19 protein-coding genes and 2 tRNA genes are annotated in these 20,338 nt (G+C 31.4%); 14 read left to right on the top strand and 7 right to left on the bottom strand.

Translation table 11 applies throughout. The features are described from left to right. Window positions 1–156: 156 nt before the first annotated feature. Window positions 157–241, bottom strand: a tRNA-Ser gene (locus ACY2IJ_RS12545). Window positions 242–429: 188 nt separating this feature from the next. On the opposite strand from ACY2IJ_RS12545, the gene ACY2IJ_RS12540 reads away from it, so the two are divergent. Then, a complete protein-coding gene (locus ACY2IJ_RS12540) occupies window positions 430–1,185 on the top strand; it encodes a sulfite exporter TauE/SafE family protein (RefSeq protein WP_476724695.1) in 756 nt (251 codons plus the stop codon). 66 nt (window positions 1,186–1,251) lie between these two features. Then, entirely contained in the window at window positions 1,252–2,313 is a 1,062-nt protein-coding gene (gene aroC / locus ACY2IJ_RS12535) for a chorismate synthase (protein ID WP_476724694.1), read from the top strand. Between the two features lie 167 nt (window positions 2,314–2,480). Here the strand turns inward: aroC and murA are convergent, their stop codons facing one another. The 3 genes from murA to ACY2IJ_RS12520 form a co-directional block, all read right to left on the bottom strand. Beyond that, window positions 2,481–3,788, bottom strand: coding sequence for a UDP-N-acetylglucosamine 1-carboxyvinyltransferase (gene murA, locus ACY2IJ_RS12530; protein WP_476724693.1), 1,308 nt, complete (start codon window positions 3,786–3,788; stop codon window positions 2,481–2,483). Window positions 3,789–3,797: 9 nt separating this feature from the next. Then, window positions 3,798–4,460: a DUF4290 domain-containing protein gene (locus tag ACY2IJ_RS12525; RefSeq protein ID WP_476724692.1), complete on the bottom strand. Its 663-nt coding sequence runs from the start codon at window positions 4,458–4,460 to the stop codon at window positions 3,798–3,800. 135 nt (window positions 4,461–4,595) lie between these two features. Beyond that, complete coding sequence (locus ACY2IJ_RS12520) at window positions 4,596–6,935, bottom strand: ATP-dependent helicase (RefSeq protein WP_476724691.1); 2,340 nt, start codon at window positions 6,933–6,935, stop codon at window positions 4,596–4,598. Between the two features lie 236 nt (window positions 6,936–7,171). Here ACY2IJ_RS12520 and ACY2IJ_RS12515 point away from each other — a divergent pair, with 236 nt between their 5' ends. Further along, window positions 7,172–7,750 carry an HPP family protein gene (locus ACY2IJ_RS12515; protein WP_476724690.1) on the top strand — a complete coding sequence of 193 codons (579 nt, stop codon included), beginning with the start codon at window positions 7,172–7,174 and terminating at the stop codon, window positions 7,748–7,750. Between the two features lie 36 nt (window positions 7,751–7,786). Here the strand turns inward: ACY2IJ_RS12515 and folP are convergent, their stop codons facing one another. Further along, window positions 7,787–8,614 (bottom strand): dihydropteroate synthase, encoded by an 828-nt coding sequence (gene folP / locus ACY2IJ_RS12510; RefSeq protein WP_476724689.1) that lies wholly within the window; start codon window positions 8,612–8,614, stop codon window positions 7,787–7,789. 91 nt (window positions 8,615–8,705) lie between these two features. On the opposite strand from folP, the gene ACY2IJ_RS12505 reads away from it, so the two are divergent. From ACY2IJ_RS12505 to ACY2IJ_RS12465, 9 genes are all read left to right on the top strand, one after another. Then, window positions 8,706–9,242: a DUF1599 domain-containing protein gene (locus ACY2IJ_RS12505; protein ID WP_476724688.1), complete on the top strand. Its 537-nt coding sequence runs from the start codon at window positions 8,706–8,708 to the stop codon at window positions 9,240–9,242. Window positions 9,243–9,245: 3 nt separating this feature from the next. Further along, the gene (locus tag ACY2IJ_RS12500; protein WP_476724687.1) at window positions 9,246–10,211 is read left to right on the top strand and encodes a MauE/DoxX family redox-associated membrane protein; all 966 of its coding nucleotides are present in this window, start codon (window positions 9,246–9,248) and stop codon (window positions 10,209–10,211) included. Window positions 10,212–10,301: 90 nt separating this feature from the next. Next, a complete protein-coding gene (locus ACY2IJ_RS12495; protein WP_476724686.1) occupies window positions 10,302–12,935 on the top strand; it encodes a carboxypeptidase-like regulatory domain-containing protein in 2,634 nt (877 codons plus the stop codon). A 355-nt stretch (window positions 12,936–13,290) separates the two neighbouring features. After that, a complete protein-coding gene (locus ACY2IJ_RS12490) occupies window positions 13,291–14,541 on the top strand; it encodes a tyrosine-type recombinase/integrase (protein WP_476724685.1) in 1,251 nt (416 codons plus the stop codon). Between the two features lie 55 nt (window positions 14,542–14,596). Beyond that, window positions 14,597–15,247, top strand: a complete 651-nt coding sequence (locus tag ACY2IJ_RS12485; RefSeq protein ID WP_476724684.1) for a hypothetical protein — start codon at window positions 14,597–14,599, stop codon at window positions 15,245–15,247. 92 nt (window positions 15,248–15,339) lie between these two features. Then, window positions 15,340–15,621, top strand: a complete 282-nt coding sequence (locus ACY2IJ_RS12480; protein WP_476724683.1) for a helix-turn-helix transcriptional regulator — start codon at window positions 15,340–15,342, stop codon at window positions 15,619–15,621. A 4-nt stretch (window positions 15,622–15,625) separates the two neighbouring features. Beyond that, window positions 15,626–15,931 carry a hypothetical protein gene (locus ACY2IJ_RS12475; RefSeq protein ID WP_476724682.1) on the top strand — a complete coding sequence of 102 codons (306 nt, stop codon included), beginning with the start codon at window positions 15,626–15,628 and terminating at the stop codon, window positions 15,929–15,931. Then, window positions 15,921–16,787: a hypothetical protein gene (locus tag ACY2IJ_RS12470; protein ID WP_476724681.1), complete on the top strand. Its 867-nt coding sequence runs from the start codon at window positions 15,921–15,923 to the stop codon at window positions 16,785–16,787. The genes ACY2IJ_RS12475 and ACY2IJ_RS12470 overlap by 11 nt, the downstream gene beginning before the upstream one ends. A 120-nt stretch (window positions 16,788–16,907) precedes the next feature. Then, a complete protein-coding gene (locus ACY2IJ_RS12465) occupies window positions 16,908–17,471 on the top strand; it encodes a hypothetical protein (protein ID WP_476724680.1) in 564 nt (187 codons plus the stop codon). A gap of 121 nt (window positions 17,472–17,592) precedes the next feature. On the opposite strand, the gene ACY2IJ_RS12460 is transcribed toward ACY2IJ_RS12465, so the two are convergent. Beyond that, a tRNA-Leu gene (locus ACY2IJ_RS12460) sits at window positions 17,593–17,674 on the bottom strand. Window positions 17,675–17,765: 91 nt separating this feature from the next. Between ACY2IJ_RS12460 and ACY2IJ_RS12455 the strand changes: the two genes are divergently transcribed. Next, complete coding sequence (locus tag ACY2IJ_RS12455) at window positions 17,766–19,163, top strand: dipeptidase (RefSeq protein ID WP_476724679.1); 1,398 nt, start codon at window positions 17,766–17,768, stop codon at window positions 19,161–19,163. Beyond that, window positions 19,156–19,617 (top strand): OsmC family protein, encoded by a 462-nt coding sequence (locus ACY2IJ_RS12450; protein ID WP_476724678.1) that lies wholly within the window; start codon window positions 19,156–19,158, stop codon window positions 19,615–19,617. Before ACY2IJ_RS12455 ends, ACY2IJ_RS12450 begins: the two co-directional genes overlap by 8 nt. On the opposite strand, the gene ACY2IJ_RS12445 is transcribed toward ACY2IJ_RS12450, so the two are convergent. Further along, window positions 19,608–20,336, bottom strand: a complete 729-nt coding sequence (locus ACY2IJ_RS12445; protein ID WP_476724677.1) for an esterase family protein — start codon at window positions 20,334–20,336, stop codon at window positions 19,608–19,610. The two genes, ACY2IJ_RS12450 and ACY2IJ_RS12445, sit on opposite strands and share 10 nt — an antisense overlap. Window positions 20,337–20,338: the final 2 nt, after the last annotated feature.

Here is a 20,338-nt window from a genome sequence, read left to right as displayed (position 1 = left end):
CGTTTTCTAGTGACCTATTTGAATTTTAAACAATAGGTCACTAAATAGGTCACTGAAAGCATACCATTTAATGAACTTTATGGGATAGTCACAAATGAAAAAACGCCGTAAAACATAAGTTTTACAGCGTTTTGATTGAGTTTCTCAAACTCTTAGCGGAGAAAGAGGGATTCGAACCCCCGGTCCTGTTACAGACAACGGTTTTCAAGACCGCCGCATTCGACCACTCTGCCATTTCTCCAGAGCATCTAACGATTTCTCGTTTAGCGACTGCAAATATAGAACACTTTTACTATTTCCCAAAACTTTTATTATTTTATTTTTTAATTCAAAAAATAAACATCTGTTGTAAAACAAACTAGACTTTAAAAAAAGTAAAAGTGCTCTTTTAAAAATCGTAATTTTAACTACTAGTAAAGAACCTAATATATGAACTTTGATTTGCAACTCCTTTTATTAATCCCAGCCGGATTTTTAGCTGGAGCTATAAACACCGTTGCAGGTGGTGGTTCTCTACTTACCCTTCCTTTGTTAATTTTTATGGGATTACCAGAAACAATAGCAAATGGAACCAATAAACTTGCTATATTTTTTCAAACCGCATCGGCCACTAGCGGATTTAGAAGCAAAGGAGTTCATACATTTCCTTTTAGTATTTATTTAGGAATTTCTGCATCAATTGGTTCGTTTATAGGGGCTATTTATGCCATAAATATTGACGGACAACTTTTTAAAAAAATTCTTTCTATTGTAATGGTTCTTGTTGTGTTGTTAAGTATTTTTAAACGCAATCAAAAATCAACACAACAAGTTGTAGAGAGAACCACAGGAAAACATTTATACATTTCCTTAGTTATTTTCTTTTTTATTGGACTTTATGGAGGTTTTTTAAATACAGGTAGTGGTATACTTATTCTAATGCTATTACCCTACCTTAACAAACTAAGCCTGGTTAAAGCAAATGCAACAAAAGTAACCACTGTTTGCATATACATTTTTGTAGCACTCATTGTTTTTGTAATAAACCATAAAGTAAATTGGCTTTACGGTATTACTCTTGCTATTGGAAATTCTAGTGGAGCTTGGGTTGCAAGTAGGTATTCTGTAAAAAAAGGAGATGGTTTTATTAGAGTTGCTTTATTCATAATTGTAATTGCCATGTCTATTAAACTATGTTTTACTTAAACTATTTCAAATATTTTAAACAACAAATCTTTTAAATTTGCGTAAATTCGCACAAACTTATTTTTTATGGCAAATAAATTTGGAAATCTATTTACTATTACCACTTTTGGTGAATCTCACGGTCCAGCTATTGGAGGAGTTATAGACGGATGTCCTGCCGGGATTAAACTAGACTTTGAAGCAATTCAAAAAGAATTAGATAGAAGAAAACCTGGACAATCTAAAATTGTAACCCAACGTAAAGAACCAGATACGGTTGAGTTTATGGCGGGTATTTTTGAGGGAATTACCACAGGTGCTTCTATTGGATTTAGAATTGTAAATACCAATCAAAAATCTAAAGATTACTCTCATATTAAAGATCAATATCGTCCATCTCACGCTGATTATACCTATAGTCAAAAATATGGTCATAGAGATTATAAAGGAGGAGGTAGAACTTCGGCCAGAGAAACAGCCAATTGGGTTGTAGGAGGAGCTATTGCCAAACAGGCTATTCCAGAAATTAAAATCAATGCATTTACCTCTTCTGTAGGTAATATTCATGTAGAAACTCCATATCAAGAATTAGATTTTTCTAAAATAGAAAGCAATATTGCTCGTTGTCCTGATGAACAAAAAGCACAAGAAATGATTGATTACATTTCTGAAATTAAAAAACAAGGAGATACCGTAGGTGGTGTAGTTACTTGTGTCATTCAGAATGTGCCTGTTGGATTGGGTGAACCTATTTTTGACAAGCTACATGCTCAATTAGGAAAAGCAATGCTATCTATTAATGCTGTAAAAGGTTTTGAATTTGGTAGTGGTTTTGAAGGAGCAGCTATGACAGGAAGTCAACACAACGATATTTTTAATGCAGATGGTACTACCAAAACAAATTACTCTGGGGGAATTCAAGGAGGAATTAGTAATGGAATGGACATTTACTTTAAAGTAGCTTTTAAACCTGTTGCCACTGTTATACAAGAACAAGAAACTATTGACAAAGATGGTAATATTGTAAAAATGATGGGGAAAGGTCGTCATGATCCTTGTGTGGTTCCTAGAGCTATTCCTATTGTAGAAGCCTTAGCCGCTATGGTTTTAGTAGATAATATGATGTTAGACAAAGCAAGAAGAATCTAATTTTTATTTGGTTCTTGGTTTCTAGTTGTTGGTTCTTGGTTAGAGTTTAAATGAAACGCTACAAACCTCAATAGCACGCAAACCTTTTAAACATAAAAAACGTACTATCTAAATTTAGATAGTACGTTTTTTGTTTGGTCTAAAAACCATTAACTGCAAGCTAATAACTAATCTATTCTTTCTATTTTAGCCCCAACAGCTTGTAATCTTTCTACAATATTTTGGTATCCTCTATCTATTTGTTCTACGTTGTGAATCGTACTAGTTCCTTTTGCCGATAATGCTGCAATTAACAAAGAAATTCCTGCTCTAATATCTGGAGAAGTCATGGTTGTTGCTTTTAAAGTGTGTTTATGATTCATTCCGACAACAGTAGCCCTATGCGGATCACACAAAATAACTTTTGCCCCCATGTCTATCAATTTATCTACAAAAAACAACCTACTTTCAAACATTTTTTGATGAATTAATACTGTTCCTTTTGCTTGTGTAGCAACCACCAAAACAATACTTAACAAATCAGGTGTAAAACCTGGCCAAGGTGCATCTGCTACGGTTAACATAGAACCATCTATATAACTCTCTATTTCGTAAGATTCTTGTTTAGGAATAAAAATATCATCTCCTCTTTTTTCTAACTGAATTCCTAATTTTCTAAAAACTCTTGGTATTTGCCCTAAGTTTTCCCAAGATACATTTTTAATAGTTAGCTCAGATTTGGTCATTGCTGCCATACCAATCCATGATCCTATCTCAATCATATCTGGTAAAATTCGATGATCTGTACCTCCTAATTTTTCAACCCCTTCAATTGTTAATAAATTAGATCCTACACCGGTAATTTTGGCTCCCATTCGGTTTAACATGTTACACAATTGTTGCAAGTAGGGTTCGCAAGCTGCATTGTATATAGTTGTGGTTCCTTTTGCCAATACAGCAGCCATTACTATGTTTGCCGTTCCGGTTACAGAAGCTTCATCTAACAACATATCTGCTCCTTGCAAACGTGGAGATTCTACTCCGTAAAAGTGTTCTTCTTTGTTGTATCTAAAAGTTGCTCCTAAATTTATAAAACCTTCAAAATGGGTATCTAATCTTCTACGTCCTATTTTATCACCTCCTGGTTTAGGAATGTATCCTTTACCAAAACGAGCCAGCATTGGCCCTACCAACATAATAGATCCTCTTAATTTTTTACCGTCTTCTTTAAAAGCCTCTGAACTTAAATAATCAATATTTACTTCATCTGCTTGAAATTCGTAAGTATGCTCGTTTAACTGATTTACTTTTACTCCTAAATCACCTAAAATAGAAATCAACTTATTAACATCTATAATGTTTGGAATGTTTTCTATTTTAATTTTTTCGGGAGTTAATAAAACAGCACATAATATTTGCAATACTTCATTTTTTGCTCCTTGGGGAGTAATCTCACCTTGTAATGAGTGACCTCCTTCTACTTTAAACGTTGCCATGTACTAAAGTTATTTACGGTGTTTTTGATTGTTGTTGTGTTTTCTTCCGTTGTTGTTACGGTTATTTTTTTGATGTTGATTGTTCATTCTACCCGCATTACTTTTACGTAATAAAGTACCGCTTTGAGACAATTCTAATTCTGATTTTCTTAAATCTATATCTCCTTTAGAAAGCTCATTTAAATGGTTAAAAATCACAAAATCTTCTACGGTGTCTTTGTTCCAATTTAAATAACATTTTTTCATGTGATTGGCAATGTTTAGAATTAAGGCATCTCTTAATTCTCCATCTTCCCAACTCAAAGCAACATCAATCATGGTTTGAATGTTGTTTCCGTAGAACTTGTACTTACTTGCTGATTTTGGATAATTTAATTTTTCTGGCTTGGCATTAACTTCTTCGACTGTTATTTTTTCGTAAGGAGATTCTACTTTTAATTCAAACTTAGACATGATAAACAACTGGTCCCATAGTTTGTGTTTAAAATCTGGAACATCTCTTAAATGTGGTTGTAAATTCCCCATTACATCTATAATGGCATGAGCCATTTTTTCTCTTTCTTGGTCATCTTCTAATGCCACACAATGATTTACTAATTTTTGTATATGTCTTCCGTATTCTGGAATAATCAAAGTGCTTCTTTCAGAATTGTATTCTAAATCAAAACCCATAGTTTTATTTAAGTGTTATTGGCTGTTTTGTTATTACATTCAGACGAACGCATTCAAACAACGTTTGGTATTACAATAAACAATTATTTATCCTAAAAGGAAAATATATTTACTGTTTGTTTTATAAAGTTTGTCCTATTCTAATATATTTAACTTTGCAAATTGCAGTAGAATTTTTTTAGTTCCTATTCCTTCAAATTTTACTTCGGCTTTTGTATTTACCCCTGTTCCTTCTAAATGCAACACTTCTCCGTTTCCAAACTTGGCATGGTTTACTTTATTTCCTACTGCTAATTTTTGTTCGGCTTTAGAACTATTTAACTGCTGTGCTAGCTTTGGAGAAATTCGTTTTAAATTTTGAGGTTGTTTAAAAGGTGTTTTCTTTTCTGCTGGTTTTTCTTGATTACGGATAGATCTTGAAATAGGCTTGCGAAAACGGATTTTATCTTTTGGAATATCATCTTCAAACAAATTGCTATCTACAAAACGATTGGCTACAACTTTTTCTCTTTGAGGTGCTAAATGTTCTATGTATTTAGGATCTATTTCTTCTAAAAAACGACTTGGTTCACAGTCTATTAATTTACCCCATCTGTAACGGGTGTGTGCAAAACTTAAATAACATTGTGTTTCTGCTCTGGTAATGGCTACGTAAAACAATCGTCTTTCTTCTTCTAGTTCACTACGTGTATTGATACTCATAGCCGATGGGAACAAGGTTTCTTCCATTCCTACAATATACACATACGGAAACTCCAATCCTTTGGCCAAGTGAATGGTCATTAAAGACACCATGGGTTCATCATCTTCTTTGCTATCTTGCGTTGTTGCCAGGGCTACATCTTCTAAAAAGGCTGTTAAACCAGTATCTAAATCTTGTTCTTTTCGTTCTTCAATAAAATCTTTAATTCCGTTTAATAGCTCCTGAACATTTTCTACTCTACTAACTGCTTCTGGAGTTCCATCGGCTTGTAAATCTTTAATCAAACCAATTCTTTTTACAACTTCATCGGCAACTTGAAAAGCGTTATTTGCTTTTGATGATATTTGAAAACTTTCTATTAAGTTGGCAAAATTCATCAATTTATTTTTTGTTGCCCCTTGTAATTTAACATCGGTATCTGCTAAGTTTTGAATTACATGAAACATCGATTTTTCATAATGATTGGCTGCAATTGTTAACTTATCAATGGTAGTAGCTCCAATTCCTCTTGCTGGATAGTTGATAATTCTTTTTAATGCTTCTTCATCATTTGGGTTGATGATTATTCGCAAATAGGCTAATAAATCTTTTATTTCTTTACGTTGATAGAAAGACAAACCACCGTATATTTTGTATTTAATTCCTTTTTTACGCAATGCATCTTCCATGGCACGAGATTGGGCATTGGTTCTGTACAAGATGGCAAACTTGTCGTAAGTCATTTGCAAATTCATAGCATTTTCAAAAATTGAATTTGCGACCCAACGTCCTTCTTCACCGTCGGACAATGTTCGCATTATTTTTATTTTACCTCCGGCATCATTGGCTGTAAAAATAGTTTTATCTAAACGTGTTTTGTTTTTTTCTATCAAACTATTAGCGGCTTCTACAATGTTACTTGTAGACCTGTAGTTTTGCTCTAGCTTAAACGTTTTAACGTCTGGATAATCTTTCTGAAAATTTAAGATGTTGTTAATATTGGCTCCACGAAAGGCATAAATAGATTGTGAATCGTCTCCTACCACACAAATATTCTGAAAACGATCGGCCAAAGCACGTACAATTAAATATTGAGAATGGTTGGTATCTTGGTACTCATCTACCATTACGTAACGGAACCTATCTTGGTATTTTGACAATACATCTGGAAAACGAACCAACAACTCATTGGTACGCAATAACAAATCGTCAAAATCCATTGCTCCTGCTTTAAAACATCTGTCTACATATTCTTTATAAATAGCTCCCATTTGAGGTCTCATAGCCATGGTATCAGCCTCAATTAACTCGGGATTATTTCTGTATGCTTTTACAGTGATTAAATTATTTTTAAACTGAGATATTCTGCTTAAAATAGCTTTGGCTTTGTACTGCTCTTTATTTAACCCCAATTCTTTGATGATAGAATTCATTAACCGAACGGTGTCTTGAGAATCATATATGGTAAAGCTAGGCGGGTATCCTAATTTGTCTGCTTCGGAACGTAATATTCTGGCAAACACAGAGTGAAATGTTCCCATCCACAAATTTTTGGCTTCGCTTTTTCCTACCACAGCACCAATACGCTCTTTCATTTCTCGAGCGGCTTTGTTGGTAAAGGTCAGCGATAAAATCTGAAATGAATCTACACCATTTTTTAACAAATGGGCAATTCTATAAGTTAATACTCTTGTTTTTCCAGATCCTGCACCGGCAATAATAATCATGGGCCCTTCCATTTGCTCAACGGCTGCGCGTTGTGGAGGGTTTAATCCTTCTAAATAATCTGACACTTGGCTATTCTTTTTTAAGTAGGCTAAAAATAAGAATTATTTAGAGAATGGTTCTACCTATTGTTTTTGATTTGATATTGAATTTCTAATCAACCTACAAAAGCATAATTGTTAAACAATAAAATATATTTGACTTATACAATCTAGACAAATCATCTTTTTTCTATAGTTATTTTTATCAATCTAAAAATAGATTTCTTATGTTTGAAACATGGTTTTAACACAGAAAAAAAACTATGAAAAAACATATTAATAAAAGTTATAGAATTACAAAATATGTAATTTACAAAGAAACATTAATAGACAAAAAGGAACATTTTTGGTCTTTTATTGGTTCTTTTATGGGAATTGCTTGCATTGCATTACTACAAACTTATTATTTAGACAAGACCGAAAGTATTTTTTTAATTGGTTCTTTTGGAGCTTCTAGTGTATTGGTTTATGGAGCCATTTATAGTCCTTTGGCACAACCTAGAAACCTTATAGGAGGACATGTTTTTTCTGCTCTTATTGGAGTTTGTGTTTACAAATTAGTTGGAGATGTTTTTTGGTTAGCCGCACCTCTAGCTGTTAGCTTATCTATTGTAGCTATGCAAATAACAAAAACATTACATCCACCTGGCGGTGCAACTGCTTTAATTGCCGTAATAGGGGCTCCTAAAATTATAAGTTTAGGTTTTTGGTATGTTTTATCTCCTGTTTTAAGTGGTTGTTTAATTTTACTTGTTTGTGCTTTGTTTTTTAACAACATAACACCTAATAGAGTGTACCCTAAAAATAACAAACTTGTTAAACGTATCAGAAATATTGATTAATTCTTAACTTATACATCTATATTTTTTTTATAAAACCTACCCTAACAACTCCATAACTTTTACTACCTCTACAGCTTCTTTTACATCGTGAACACGTAAAATTTGTGTTCCTTTTTGAACCGCAATTGTATGAGCAATAGTTGTTGCATTTAAAACTTCTTTAGGCCCCACACCTAAAGGCTTGTACAACATAGATTTTCTTGAAACACCTGTTAACACCGGCAATTTCATTTCCTGAAAATAGTCTAAGTTTTTTAACAGCTCAAAATTATGTACTACTGATTTTCCAAAACCAAAACCTACATCTAAAATTACATCATGTACATGCAATTTGTTTAAACTCTCTACTTTTTTAGACAACTCATAAAACACCTCTGTAACTACATTTTTATAGGTAGGTGCTTGTTGCATATTTTGTGGAGTTCCTTGCATATGCATTATAACATAAGGTACTTGCAATGCTGCAACAGTGGCAAACATTTCTTTATCTAAATCTCCTCCAGAAATATCGTTTATTATTGCTGCACCTGCTTTAATACATTGTTGAGCTACATTACTTCTAAAGGTGTCTACAGAAATTAAAATATCTGGAATTTTATCAACCAGCAATTTAACCACTGGCACAATTCTACTCAATTCTTCTTCTTCAGATATGTGAGCTGCTCCAGGTCTAGAAGAATACGCACCAACATCTATAAAAGTGGCTCCTTCTTGCAACATTTTAGCAGCTTGCTTTAAAATTTGTTCTTCTTCTGTATATTGCCCTCCATCAAAAAAAGAATCTGGAGTAATATTTAGAATCCCCATTACTTTGGGTGTGGACAAATCGATTAATTTTCCTTTGCAGTTAATAGTTGTTTGCATTCAAAATACTTTTGTTTTATAGATGGACAGAAACTCATAATTGTTTATTAAATTCGTTTCCGATATCGAAATTACAGAAAAAACACACATTATGTCTCATACGTCAGAACAATACGATAAAATTATTAACGATTGCCAAAATCTTTTTTCTAAAAAAATGAGCGATTACGGTAGCGCGTGGAGAATTTTACGATTGCCTAGTTTAACCGATCAAATTTTTATTAAAGCACAACGTATTAGACAACTGCAAGAAAATGAGGTTAGAAAAGTAGATGAAGGTGAAGTTTCTGAATTTATTGGTATTATTAATTACTGTGTAATGGCATTAATACAGATAGAAAAAGGAATTGCAGACCAGCCAGATTTAAACACACAAGAAGCTGTAGCTCTTTATGAAAAACACATAAAAATTACCAAAGAACTAATGCTAAACAAAAATCACGATTATGGCGAAGCTTGGCGAGACATGCGTGTAAGTTCTTTAACAGATTTAATTTTGCAAAAACTACTACGTGTAAAACAAATAGAAAATAACCAAGGAAAAACATTGGTATCCGAAGGGATTGATGCCAATTACCAAGACATGATTAATTATTCTGTTTTTGCTATGATTCACTTAACTCTTTAAGCTATGTTAAAAATCATCACCCAATTATTTAGAGTATTTACAGGAGCATTGTTTATTTTTTCGGGGTTCGTAAAATTGGTAGATCCGTTAGGTTCTGCTTATAAGTTTGAAGAATATTTTGGAGCTGATGTATTGAACCTAGAGTTTTTAATACCCTATGCGTTGCCTTTTGCCATTCTTTTAATTTTGATAGAATTGCTATTAGGTATTGCTATTTTAATTGGTTTTAAAACCAAATTGACCTTGTGGAGCTTGTTAGGAATTACCACTTTCTTTTTATTTCTAACCTGGTATTCTGCCTTTTATGATAAAGTAACCGATTGTGGTTGCTTTGGTGATGCGATTACCTTAAGTCCATGGGAAACGTTTTATAAAAATGTAATTTTTATCTTTTTAATTGTTTGGATGTTGGTACACCAAAAACACATTCAACCAATTTTTAGCAAAACCATTAATAAGTGGATTTTATTTGTTGCTTGGTTTGCTTCTTTTTACATTATTTACCAAGCGTTAACCTACTTACCTCTTATAGATTTTAGAGCTTATGCTGTAGGAAAAAATATTAAAGAGGGAATGGAATATAAAGAAGACGGTGAAATTCCGCCTGTGCATGATTTTTATCTAGAGTCCGAAACCGATGATCTTACAGACACAATTTTAAACGCTCCAAAAGCCGTATTAATAGTTGTCAATCAGTTAGAGAATACAGAAAAAGATTCTTGGAAATCTTTAAAACAATTGGCACAAAAAACAAAAGAAAAAGGCTATTTAGTATATGCACTTTCTAGTAGCGGTTCTGACTTGGTAAACCAAATAAAAAAAGAAGAACAACTACCTTTTGACATCTTATTTTGTGACAGTACTACTCTAAAAACCATGACGAGAGCAAACCCTGGTATTTTAATTTTAGAAAACGCAACTGTAGTTTCTAAATTTCATTGGAAGAATATCCCAAAAAACACTTTTTAATTAAACTTTTCTCATTTTTTAAAGTCTTAGTTTAAACTTTAAACAAACATGACTCATTTTTATAGAAAGTTACTCTTCATTAGTACTCTAATGTGGAGCTTAATTAACTATGCACAAGAAATAGAAGTAAAAGGAACTATTATAGATGAAACTACCAAAGAACCCATTGAATTTGCAACTGTTCAAATAGAAGCGACCAAAAACAATCGTCTTTTAGGTTATGGTTTTACCGATGAAAAAGGAGAGTTTAAAATTGAAGGAGACCTTAAAAAAGAAACCGATATTTCAATAGTAATTACCTACATAGGATACACCACATACAAAGAAAAAATTAACGCAAGTACCAATGTAAGCTTGGGGCAAATTTTATTACACGAAGCAGCCGAAAGTTTAAACGAAGTTGTTATTACCGCTACTCCACCTGTACTTATTAAAAACGATACCATTCAATACAACGCTTCTTCTTTTAAAACCAGAGAAGATGCTGTTGCCGAAGATTTACTAAAAAAACTACCTGGAGTTTCTGTTGATAACGAAGATGGTAGCATACAAGTAAACGGAGTAGATGTCACTAGAATTTTAGTAAATGGTGAACCCTTTTTTAGCGATGATCCTAAAGTTGCTATGAAAATTTTATCAAAAGATGTCATTGATAAAATTGAAATTACCGATACCCGAAGTGATGAAGAAAACTTTACAGGTAGTGTAAATAGCGAAGAAACCAAAACCATAAATATTACTCTAAAGAAAAAAGACAATGGGAACATTTTTGGAAATGTAACTGGCGGATATGGTACCGATAAAAGATACGAGGCCAACGGAGTAGTAAACAGAATGTACAAAAAATCTTTATTAACCGTTTTGGCTTTTAGCAACAACGTAAATAAAAACAACTTTAGCTATGGCGATGAAGATGATGCCAATACTTTAGACAAAGCAAAAGCCATTAAAACAGAAAGCAACATAGGAAGTAACTACTCCGATAAATTTTTAAACGGAGACAAAATAAACGTAGACTATCTATTTTCCGATACAAAGCACGAAAGAGGTGTAAGAGCAGATCAAACTATATTGTTACCAACCACAAACAATTATCGTATAGAAAACTCTGATCAAGTAACCGATCAACAAATACACAAAGGAAACCTAAAACTTACCAATACACTTTTTAATAATTTTAGGTTAATTACCAATGCTCGTTTCTTTTCTAAAGACAGAGAGTTTCGTCGTACAAACAATAGTGAAACAAGCAATCAAGATAATGAGTTGATTAACAATAACAATTCTGAATTTTATCAAACGCAAAAGTCAAAATCATTAAACTCCATTATAAATGCCATCTATAAATTTGAAAAACTAAATTCGTATGCCACTTATAGAATTTTTACAACTTCCAACTCATATAACAACAACAATTTAAATCAATCAGAAACCAACTTTTTTGCCAACAACCCTAGAACCGTATTAAGAAACCAAAACACAGACTATCTTAGAACAGATACACGTATAGGAAACAACTTTAAATACGGACAAAGAATAGGAACCAATCATGTAATTGAATATGAAATAGAAAACCGAAGCGAAAAACAAGAAACAGAACAAAACGTATCAGACATAGATGCAGTAAATAATAATGCTACTTACAACACCAGTTTAAGTTACGATCAAGAAATTAATGTTCAAAAACTAGAACATAGACTTTCTTACATTTACAGAAAAAACAGCTTTTTCTACAACTTTAGAGTAGGGCATTTAAAAACAGAACTAAACAATCAAGAATTTAATAGAGATATTGGTTTGATTCGTAATTTTAAAGACTTTTTATTCTCATCAAAAGCACGATACAAAACAAAAAATGGTTTGATATTTAATGCCAACTACAGAACCAAAAGTATTATTCCAAAATACAACGAACTGTTAACCATTACAGACAATACCAACCCTACAAGAATCACCATTGGTAATCCTGATTTAAAAAGAGAATTAGAACATTTACTTAGTTTAAACATTAGATTTTACAACCGAAAAAACAAAATCTATTTCTTTAACAGATTTAGTTATACTACCGTACAGGACAAAATTATTAACAAATCTACTATAGATGAAGTAGATTTAATTACCACGAAAACTTTTGTAAACAATAGCGATAATAATATGTTTACTGTAAACGGAAGTATTTCTAAAGACTTAAAAAAAGCTCCTTTATTTTACAATTTAAAGTTAAGATGGTACAGTTCTGTTGGTAGCAATGCTCATTTTGTAAATAATATTGCTTTTAAAAGCACTTATTATAGATTTTCCCCATCTTTTTACACAGAGGTAAACTATAATGATTTGATTGAAATATCTCCTTACTACAGACTCTTTTTAGACAACACCGATTACAATAATGATAGTGTTCAAGATCAATCTAACACACAACACACTTTTGGTTTAAATCTTACAACATTTGCTCCAAAAAGATTTACTATTTTTAATCAAGTACAATACAATTTAAATCCAAAATTTGAGAAAGATTATGGAAGAGAATCTTTGGTATGGAACATTACTGCCAATTACAGTATTATACCCAACCAAGCGAAATTAAAGTTTACGGTTTTTAACATTTTAAACCAATACAACAATACAACTAGAAACTTAACAGAAAGTAGAAACTCTACTTATACCTACGATGTTTTACAACAATATGCCATGTTAAGTTTTAAATATATTTTTAAGAACTAAACAAGTTTCAATGCAACAAAAAAGCCTTCACAGTTTGTGAAGGCTTTTTTGTTATACAGACGGAGAAACTCACTTATGACTATACTAAGTATAAAATTCTCGTTACTTTTTTACACAAAAAAAAGCTCCTGTTTACACAAGAGCTTTTTTGTACAGGCGGAGAGAGTACAAAAACAAAAAACATCTACCTCAACAAAGACCTTATAAACCTATAAAAAAACAATAAAAACATAGAAACAACCACTTTACAAAGGTATTTGTTTTTTATCTAGTTTGATGTAATTTGATTTATTTTTCATTTTACCGTACAATTACCGTACAACAATCTATATTTGTATTATAAATATGTAATATAATGGCTTCAATTAACTTCTTATATCGTTCAACTAAAGAAAAGGGAAACTTAAACCTTAGACTACTATACAGATATAACGAGAAAGACTATGTTTTTGGAGCAAATACAAAAATAGAAGTAACTAAAGCTTACTGGAGCAAACAGCATAAAAAGAAATCTAAAGACATTGAGGTTACAAACTTGCAAATCGAAATAAACAGTGAACTAAATAAAATTGAAAATCATATTTTAAAAGCTTTTAATTCTGTAAATCCTGATAACATCACAAAAGATTGGTTGATTAATCAAATTGATTACTACTACAACCCACCAACAGAAAACAAGCAAATACCCAAAGACTTAATCAACTACATTGATTTTTATATTGAGTATCGAAAAAATGAAACTACAAAAAGCACCTTAAAAAAAATCAAGGTTATTAAGGAATTATTAATACGGTTTGAAACTTCTAGAAAATCAACAATCTTTATAAAAAACATCAATGATAATTTTAAAAATGAATTTGTTGATTATTGCAAAAGCGAACTATACGCACAAAACACCATTCAAAGAGCTTTTGTATTTATAAAAACCTTTTGCAAACACGCACGTTTTTTAGGTATAGAAACACATCAACAATTAGATGGTTTAAGAGTAGAAAGACAAAAAGTTGATAAAATTTATTTGACTTTTGAAGACTTAACAAAGATTGAAAACATCAGTAAAGAAAAATTAACAGATAGTTTAGAAAATGTAAAAGACTGGTTGATTATAAGTTGTTATACAGGACAAAGAATTTCAGACTTTATGAGGTTTACAAAGGAACAAATTAGGGTTGAAAATGGAAAACACCTAATTGAGTTCACACAAGTAAAAACAGGTAAGAATATGACAGTTCCTTTACATCCTAAAGTAATAGAGATACTTAATAAAAGAAACGGAGACTTTCCTTATAAAATCTCAGACCAAAAATATAATGACTTTATAAAAACAATTTGCAAATTGGCAAACATAGACCAACCAACCAAAGGAAGTAAAATGACTGAAACCGAAAAAGAAAGTAGGAAATTCAGAAAACAATCAGGAACTTATAAAAAATATGAATTGGTTACTTCTCATATAGGAAGACGTTCTTTTGCTACCAACTTTTACACTACTATACCAACATCTTTATTAATTAATATTACGGGACACAGTACCGAAGCAATGTTTTTAAATTACATAGGTAAAAGCAATAAAGATTTGGCACTTGAAATAACTAAATATTTCTAACAATAAACAATTAAAAAGCACATTCTTTACTTCTTTTAAATTAAATACTACGAAAATGAATTTAGAAAAAAAACTAAACGATTTTAAAGAAAAATACAATTTTGATAACTGGAAACTTTACAAGGAAGAGGCTAATAAGCAAGAGTCAATAGAAAATATAATTAATTTTTGGAATCAAAAGATTTATGAATTTAAAACTGATATACTAAACCTTAAGCCTAATGGAGAGATTGAAAAAATACAGTGCTTTACAGCTTCATTAGACAAAAACATTAAAGAGGACAAAAATATATTAGGTTGTACGTTTCAAGAATTTTGTAAGAAAGAAATAGACAGGTTAAAAATAGAAAAAGAATACAATCCGATATTAAGAATTCATCAAAACAAAACTGACATTGAAACCAATAAACCTGATGAGGTCAAAAAGGAATTACACCATCATATTTTTAAGGGCAATGCTTTTGAAGTATGGCAATCAATGTTTGACGAACTTGAAATTAATGAGACAAAAAGAACCGATGTTAAATTTATGTATGAAGAAATGAAAAAACATAAGTTAATTCATAGCACAGTAAATCAAGTTAATTTTTTAGATTGGATAACCTCAACTTACAATGGATTGATAATAAATAAAACATCAAATCATAGTAGAACATCTACAAGACTAAAAGCTTATGAGAGAGCAAAAACTCTTTATAAAAAATAAGATACAACACGTACCCAAAAAGGTACAAAACGTAGTCTTTTAGGGTACAAAACCAAACCAATATTTGCTTATAATTTAAAACTTTATAAGTAATGACACAATCAATCCTACTACAAAATGTAAGCCATGAAGCTTTAACACAGCTAATCAAAGAAGGCGTTAAAAGTCAATTAGAAGACTTTAAGAAAACTTTAAACACTCATAATCCTGATGAGTTGTTAACACGTGAAGAAACGTGTAAATTCCTACAAATAGACAGTAGCACACTTTGGCACTGGACAAACAAAGGCAAGGTTAAAGCTTATGGTATTGCAAACCGCAGATACTACAAAAAAGCGGAGTTATTAAACTGTTTAATTCCATTAAAAAAATAAAGCTATGAGCACTGGAAATACTCACAGCTTTATACCGAACGGAAACGGTCACAGCAAAGATAATCAATTAAAAAAGATTTCAACAGCACTATACGTAAAACCTATGACTATGAAAGAATTAGATGTTTACACAGGTATAATGCGTGAAAACATTTGTAGACACATTAAAACTCTTTTAAACACAAACAAAGTAGCTGTTATAAGAAAGAGGAAATGTACAATTACAGGTCATAATAATGTAAACGAATATAGTACTAATCCTGATTTATTCCCTCAATCAAATCAATTAGATATTCCTTTTGAGCATTAAATATATTCCTATTGATTTTATAAAAGCTGAGGTTATAGGTTTAGACAAAACAGTTTTTGAAACCAACCCCCTACTTGACTTTATTTGTAAAGTGAGCACAACCACTGGAGAAATTTTTAAATACAAAGAAGCACGTTACAAAAATTTAAAAATACAAATATTTAATAGTGGGAGGGTTTGGATTTCAGGAAGTATTCACATCTATTCTAACAACGGGAAACACAATTATAATGATATGAATCAAAGTTGTTTTACAAACACCTTAAAACAGCTAAAAATAGATTTAAAAATAAAGCCTATTAATTTAAAAATTCTAAATCTTGAGTGGGGTTTTAATATCATCTTATTGTTGTTAACTAGTAATTATGTTATAGATAATTGCATACAACATTTATCAGTAAATAAAACTGTTGGAATTGATTGTAAAATAGAGGGTAAATACATTCAATTTAAACACTCTAATTATATTTTAAAAATCTATAACAAAGGTTTACAGTACAAGTTAAACAGAGAGGTTTTAAGGGTTGAAATAAAGCGTATAAACTGGTCTAAATATAGAGCATTGGGCATTTTCACACTTGAAGACTTTATAAACTGTGATAAAAAGATATTTTTTGATGAATTAATTAATCAATGGAACAATATTATTTTTTATGATATTGATAATACGATAACCAAAAAGCATATTGAATACCAAACCAATACATTTTGGAACGAAAGGAACAATTTATATTCAAGGAAAAACAAAAAGTATCACTTTGATAAATTAAAAAAGTTAAACAAGACAATAGGTTTCAATACACAAAACAAAATAGTAGAAATTTTAACTAAAAAGGGTAACGAATTACAAGTTTAGATATGGGTTACAAATTACATCTTTAATTATAGTTGTAATCTGTAACCCCCTTGTTATAATGTTCCTTAATTATTTAGGTTTAAAAATAAAATTATGGCTAAAAATTACACATTTCCTTTTTTGTTTGATGAGGTTAAAAGCTTATCAATTACAGATTTAAAAAAACTAAAGTACCTACAAAAAAACAAGAACATCAAAGCGATTGTTAACTGGGTAAAGCAAGGAGAAAACTCAGGCAGTATAAATATTGAAACTTCACTAACTGAACGCAATAGTTTTATTGAATTTACGTATAATTGTAATAATACCTTTTATAAGTATAAAGTTTACTTAGTTTCTACAGAATCAAATCTAAACAAGGGAGTTGTTTGGTATTTTAAATGTAAATACACAGGGGTAAGATGTAGAAAACTTCATTTGATTAATGGCATATTTCAACATAGAAGTGCTCTAAAAACTGGAATGTATTCAACCCAAACACAAAGCAAATATTATAGAACGTTAGAAAAAACGTACGGAGTATATTTTAAAAGCGACAAGTATTATGAGCAACTACACAGTAGATATTTTAAAAAATATTATAAAGGGAAACCGACTAAAAGATATTTAAAATTAAAAAAACAGATACAGAAAGCTGAGAACATTACAATAGATGAAATTGAAAAGCTCCTAACTACACAATAATAATGGCACGTAAAATTTGACAAAATAAGCTTAGAAACTTCTAATCGTACAATAGTCATACAAATTACAAACGAAAAAAACCTCAACTAGCTATAAATAAGCCTGTTGAGGTTTTTAATTGTACAGGCGGAGAGACTCGAACTCTCACACCTCGCGGCACTAGATCCTAAGTCTAGCGTGTCTACCAATTCCACCACGCCTGCTGTTAAAATCTTTAACGAGTGCAAATATACACAATAGTTACAATTTGCAAAGAGAAAAAATTATATTTTAGTAAAACTTTAAAATTTTGATATGAATCTGTTACAAGAATACATCCACACCCATAAAGAAAGGTTTTTAAATGAACTTTTTAATTTGCTAAAAAGCCCATCTATTAGTGCCGATTCTAACTACAAACCTCAGCTACTACAAACAGCACAAGAAGTAGAAAAGGCATTAGAAAAAGCCGGATGTGAAAACACACAACAAATATCTAGCAACGGAAATCCTGTGGTTTACGCAGATAAAATAATAGACCCTAAACTACCAACCATATTAGTTTATGGGCATTACGATGTACAACCTGCAGATCCCATAAATTTGTGGGACACTCCTCCTTTTGAGCCTGTTGTTAAAAAAACAGACATTCATCCTGATGGAGCTATTTTTGCCAGAGGTGCTTGTGATGACAAAGGCCAACTATTTATGCATATCAAAGCCATTGAATTTTTAATTGCCACCAAACAGCTACCATGTAACGTAAAATTTATGATAGAAGGAGAAGAAGAAATAGGTTCTCCTAGCCTTGCTCCTTTTATAAAAAAACATGCTGAGTTGTTTAAGAATGATGTAATTTTAATTTCAGACACCGGAATGATTTCTAACACACAGCCTTCTATTACCACAGGTTTACGCGGATTGAGTTATATAGAGGTAGAAGTTACCGGACCTAATAGAGACTTACATTCTGGATTTTACGGAGGTGCGGTTGCAAACCCTATCAATATTTTAACAAAAATGATAGCTCAGCTTCACGATACTGATAACAAAATTACCATTCCTGGTTTTTACGATCATGTGTATGAACTATCTAAAGAAGAAAGAACAGAAATGAGCAAAGCTCCTTTCAATCAATCAGACTACAACAAAGCTTTAAATATTGATGAAGAATTTGGAGAAAAAGGGTACACTACTTTAGAAAGAAGTTCTGTAAGACCAACCTTAGATGTTAACGGTATTTGGGGAGGTTACATTGGAGAAGGTGCCAAAACCGTTTTACCCTCTAAAGCCTATGCTAAAATTTCTATGCGCTTGGTTCCAGGCCAAGATCCAGATACCATAACCCAATTATTTACCAATTATTTTACAAGCATTGCTCCAAAATCAGTAAAAGTAACTGTAAAACCACATCATGGTGGAAAAGCTTATAGAACTCCAATAAATTCTATTGGCTATAAAGCAGCACACAAAGCCTACTCAGAAACATTTACAAATCCTCCAATTCCACAACCATCAGGAGGTAGTATTCCTATAGTTTCTTTATTTAACGATGTATTTAAGAGTCATACTATTTTAATGGGCTTTGGTTTAAATAGCGATGCAATTCATTCTCCTAACGAACATTTTGGTTTGTTTAATTTTTACAAAGGAATAGAAACCATTCCCTATTTCTACAAACACTTTACTGATTTATATTTGCAAAATGCGTAACCTACAAGAATATAAAATTGATTTGACCTGGAAAGGAAGCATAAATATTGCTAAAAATTATAGATATGACAAAACCTACGAGTTAAGTTTTAAAAACAAACCTAGCTTATTAGGTTCTGCAGATGCTATTTTTCACGGGCACAAAGATTTATACAACCCAGAAGAAATGTTACTATCAGCATTGGCTTCTTGCTACATGATGTCTTTTTTCTATTTGTGTAGCCTTCATAAAATTGTGATAGATAGTTACACCGATCATCCTGTAGGAAAGGTAAAAGTAAATCCGAATGGAAGTGGACAATTTGAACTAGTTACTTTACAACCTATTATAACCACCCATCATACAAATACGCTTGCAATTAACGAATTGTTTTCTCAAGCAAATGATTATTGTTTTATAGCTAGGTCTTGTAATTTTATTATTAAACACAATCCTACCATTCATCAAATATAAATTTGAACCATTTTTCGCCAATACTTTGCTTTATGGGCTTCTCCATCCCACTCATAAAACTGATAGGAAATTCCTTTTTCGTCAAAAATATGTTTTAAATGGTAGTTACTTTCTAAAAACAAATCTTCTTTTCCAATGGCTAAAATAATGTCTAGTTTTTCTATTTGCTGAATCAAACCAGCATCTTCTATATTTTTTAAAAACTGATTAGGCATGTTAAAATACACATATTCATTATGGTAACCTTCTAACAAATCATTAAAATATCCTTTAGAGACTGTTAAATCATAACGTCCGCTCATTCCCACTACTTTGCAAAAAAGTTCAGGATGTCTCATGGCAATATTAACAGCATGATATGCTCCTAAGCTACACCCTGCAGAAATAATATTAGGATTGTTGTTTAACGCATTCATTAACGGAACTACCTCGCTTAAAATGTAATTTTCGTACTGGTTGTGTCTATAAATTCTATGACCAGGATGATCACAATTGTTGTAAAAAGTTTCTGTATCTATACTATCTAAGCAATAAATCTGGAGTTCTCCATTGTTTATTTTTTCTTCTAAAGCTTTAACAACCCTCCAATTTTCATAATCATAAAAACGCCCCATTCTTGGAGGAAAAAACAGAACTTTAGCTCCAGAGTGCCCAAAAATTAGCAACTCCATATCTCTTTCTAAATTTGGGCTATACCACTTGTGGTATTCTCTTTTCATAG

Source organism: Wenyingzhuangia gracilariae, from assembly GCF_056387575.1.
Note: the sequence above shows the minus strand (reverse complement) of the source record. Positions and strands in the feature narration are given on the sequence as shown.

What these genes read in the sequence shown, in the direction of transcription:
- ACY2IJ_RS12525 (WP_476724692.1), bottom strand. Translation starts at nt 4,460, where the DNA reads ATGGGTTTTGATTTAGAATACAATTCTGAAAGAAGCACTTTGATTATT.
- ACY2IJ_RS12450 (WP_476724678.1), top strand. Translation starts at nt 19,156, where the DNA reads ATGCGTAACCTACAAGAATATAAAATTGATTTGACCTGGAAAGGAAGC.
- ACY2IJ_RS12500 (WP_476724687.1), top strand. Translation starts at nt 9,246, where the DNA reads ATGTTAAAAATCATCACCCAATTATTTAGAGTATTTACAGGAGCATTG.
- folP (WP_476724689.1), bottom strand. Translation starts at nt 8,614, where the DNA reads ATGCAAACAACTATTAACTGCAAAGGAAAATTAATCGATTTGTCCACA.
- ACY2IJ_RS12515 (WP_476724690.1), top strand. Translation starts at nt 7,172, where the DNA reads ATGAAAAAACATATTAATAAAAGTTATAGAATTACAAAATATGTAATT.
- ACY2IJ_RS12490 (WP_476724685.1), top strand. Translation starts at nt 13,291, where the DNA reads ATGGCTTCAATTAACTTCTTATATCGTTCAACTAAAGAAAAGGGAAAC.
- ACY2IJ_RS12455 (WP_476724679.1), top strand. Translation starts at nt 17,766, where the DNA reads ATGAATCTGTTACAAGAATACATCCACACCCATAAAGAAAGGTTTTTA.
- murA (WP_476724693.1), bottom strand. Translation starts at nt 3,788, where the DNA reads ATGGCAACGTTTAAAGTAGAAGGAGGTCACTCATTACAAGGTGAGATT.
- ACY2IJ_RS12505 (WP_476724688.1), top strand. Translation starts at nt 8,706, where the DNA reads ATGTCTCATACGTCAGAACAATACGATAAAATTATTAACGATTGCCAA.
- aroC (WP_476724694.1), top strand. Translation starts at nt 1,252, where the DNA reads ATGGCAAATAAATTTGGAAATCTATTTACTATTACCACTTTTGGTGAA.
- ACY2IJ_RS12485 (WP_476724684.1), top strand. Translation starts at nt 14,597, where the DNA reads ATGAATTTAGAAAAAAAACTAAACGATTTTAAAGAAAAATACAATTTT.
- ACY2IJ_RS12445 (WP_476724677.1), bottom strand. Translation starts at nt 20,336, where the DNA reads ATGAAAAGAGAATACCACAAGTGGTATAGCCCAAATTTAGAAAGAGAT.
- ACY2IJ_RS12495 (WP_476724686.1), top strand. Translation starts at nt 10,302, where the DNA reads ATGTGGAGCTTAATTAACTATGCACAAGAAATAGAAGTAAAAGGAACT.
- ACY2IJ_RS12480 (WP_476724683.1), top strand. Translation starts at nt 15,340, where the DNA reads ATGACACAATCAATCCTACTACAAAATGTAAGCCATGAAGCTTTAACA.
- ACY2IJ_RS12540 (WP_476724695.1), top strand. Translation starts at nt 430, where the DNA reads ATGAACTTTGATTTGCAACTCCTTTTATTAATCCCAGCCGGATTTTTA.
- ACY2IJ_RS12475 (WP_476724682.1), top strand. Translation starts at nt 15,626, where the DNA reads ATGAGCACTGGAAATACTCACAGCTTTATACCGAACGGAAACGGTCAC.